This is a genomic window from Methylobacterium sp. WL103 (assembly GCF_008039885.1).
Lineage (GTDB): Bacteria > Pseudomonadota > Alphaproteobacteria > Rhizobiales > Beijerinckiaceae > Methylobacterium > Methylobacterium cerastii.
Genome location: NZ_VRUX01000630.1, coordinates 1 through 2343 on the forward strand (window position 1 = coordinate 1; position 2343 = coordinate 2343).

2 protein-coding genes are annotated in these 2343 nt (G+C 70.6%); both read right to left on the reverse strand.

Features of this window, described 5'->3' with window-relative positions; genetic code table 11:
* Nucleotides 1-182: 182 nt before the first annotated feature.
* Complete coding sequence (locus FV222_RS23440) at nt 183-1502, reverse strand: porin (protein WP_147815769.1); 1320 nt, start codon at nt 1500-1502, stop codon at nt 183-185.
* A 95-nt stretch (nt 1503-1597) separates the two neighbouring features.
* Nucleotides 1598-2343, reverse strand: a 746-nt coding sequence (locus FV222_RS23445; protein WP_147815770.1) for an aldo/keto reductase, incomplete at its 5' end; no start/stop codon positions are given.

Consider the following 2343-nt stretch of genomic DNA (forward strand, 5'->3'; position numbering starts at 1 on the left):
GGCCCACGCTGCGCCGGCCGAGCCGGTCGCCCTGACCGCCTGAGGCGCGCCCGCCGACCGGAGCGAGGGCCGGATCGGCAACGCACATCCACCTACCAATTCACTTCCACCTACCAATTCAAAGCCACTCACCAATTCCATTGCACTTATCGAGGCACTTGCACCGACCCCGCGGCGTCCCCTCACCAGGCGACCTGGAACCGCCCGATGAACACGTCGGTGTCGATCGCGCGGCCGCCCTGGAGGGCGGAGGGCGCGGCCCGCGACCGGACGTAGTCGGCCATGATCCGCACGTTGCGGTCCGGGTACCAGTTCACCCCGACGCTCACGTCGCGCTCGATGCCGCCGCGGATCGCGCCGTCGTCGAGGTCGATCGCGCTCACGCGGGCGGCGAGCTCGAACACGCCGATGCCGCCGCGGCTCACCCGCGCCTCCTCGCCGACCTTCACCGCCTCGAAGATCGCGTAGGTCGTGCCGTAGTTCGGCGTCACGGCGTAGGCGCGGCCCTGGCCGTTGAGCACGTAGCTGGCCTCGACGTAGCCGCCCTGGAACGAGACCGACCGGGCGCCGTCGAAGCGCGACACCTCGGTGCGGATGTACTCGGCCTGGATCAGCAGGCGTCCGGTGCGGTAGGCGGCCTCGAGGCCGAGCCGGCCGACGCTCGCCGCGTCGCGGATGTCGCCGGTGTTCACGAAGGGCCGCGCGAACAGGAACGCCTCCGAGCGGCTCGACAGGGCGAGCGGCGACTCGTCCCGCGGCAGGCTGCGGAAGCTTCCGGCGATGCCGAGATGGAGCACCGCGTCGTCGGTGTGGATCGGCGCGAAGGTCGCGCGCGTGGTCGAGGCGACGCCCTCGCTGCGGATGCCGGTGTTGGCGTTGCCGCCGAAGACGCTGGTGACCACGGTCCAGTCCTGACCGGACCGGCCGATCGCGAAGCCGAAGTTGCGGGCCGGCGCGAATGCGTCGGCGAGCGAGCGTTCGGTGAAGACGGTGTTGTTGTCGCTGGTCAGCTGGTCGAGGCTGAAGGGCTCCTTCATGTTGCCGACCGTGAGGATCATGCCGGGGATGCCCTTCCAGGCGATCGCCGCATCGTTGATCGGCCGCATCGGGTCGGCGAAATTGTACTGGAACGCGAGCTCGATGGTCTTGCCGAGGGTCAGGTAGCTCTCGATCCAGGAGCGCCGGACGCCCACGTTGTCGGAGAATGGCTCGGGGAACCCGGTCTGGCGGATGCCGGCCGCCCCGAAATCGAGCTGCAGCTTGCCGCCGATCCGAAGCTTGGCCGCGTCGTCGGGAAAGCGCAGCGTGATGCCCTTGTCGTCGACGGTCAGCGTCTCGCCGTAGGGGCCGGCAAGCGGCGACCCTTCGGCGGCGCCGGCAGGCGCCGCGCATCCGAGCAAGGTCGATCCGAGCAAGGTCGATCCGAGCAAGGTCGATCCGAGCAAGGTCGATCCGAGCAAGGCGGCGCGCGGGCCTAACCGCAGGATCGAACGGTCCGCCATCGCAACCTCCGCGGGCGCCGAACCAGGACCCGGGGCAAGGGATAGCGCGAAATCGCTGACGATATCGCGACACGCGGGCAACGGTCGCGCGGGTTTCACAGCATGGGAAGCGTCCGCGGACGCGGGCCGCGGGGAAACTGCGCCTCGATCATCGCGATCTCGGCCGCGTTGAGGTGGAGGGAGGCCGCGCCGGCATTCTCGACCGCCCGGGAGGCGCGGCCGGTCTTCGGGATGGTGAAGGTGTTCTCCATCCGCGTCAGGAACGCCAAAGCCACCGCGTAGGGCGTCGCGCCGTGCGCCTCGGCGATGCCGGCCAGCACGCGGCCGCCGGGGCTGGCGGGGTTCGGGAAGTCGCCGCTGCCGAAGGGTGAGTAGCCGACCAGCGCGACGCCGTTCTTGGCGCACCACGGCAGCACCGCGTGCTCGATCGCACGCTCGCCGAGATGGTACAGCACCTGGTTGCAGGCGATGCGGTAGGGGCCGGCGATGCGCAGCGCCCGGTCGAGGTCCTCGACGTCGAAGTTGCTCAGGCCCCAGGACAGGATCTTGCCCGCCTGCCGCAGGTCCTCGAAGCCGGCGATGGTCTCCTCCAGCGGGTGGTGGCCCGGCCAGTGCAGCAGGTAGGCGTCGAGGCGGTCGGTCCCGAGGCGCCGCAGCGACTGCTCGCAGGCGCGCGCCACCCCGCGGCGCGTGGCGTTGCCCGGCACCACCTTGGAGACGAGGAAGATTTCTTCCCGCGCGCCCCGGATCGCCTCGCCGACGATGGCCTCGCCGTCGCCGTACATCTCCGCGGTGTCGATATGGGTCATGCCGGCGTCGATGCCCGCGCGCAGGGCGGCGA

Bases quoted from the DNA above. Each gene is read 5' to 3' on its own strand.
- FV222_RS23440 (WP_147815769.1), bottom strand. From the start codon at position 1,502: ATGGCGGACCGTTCGATCCTGCGGTTAGGCCCGCGCGCCGCCTTGCTC.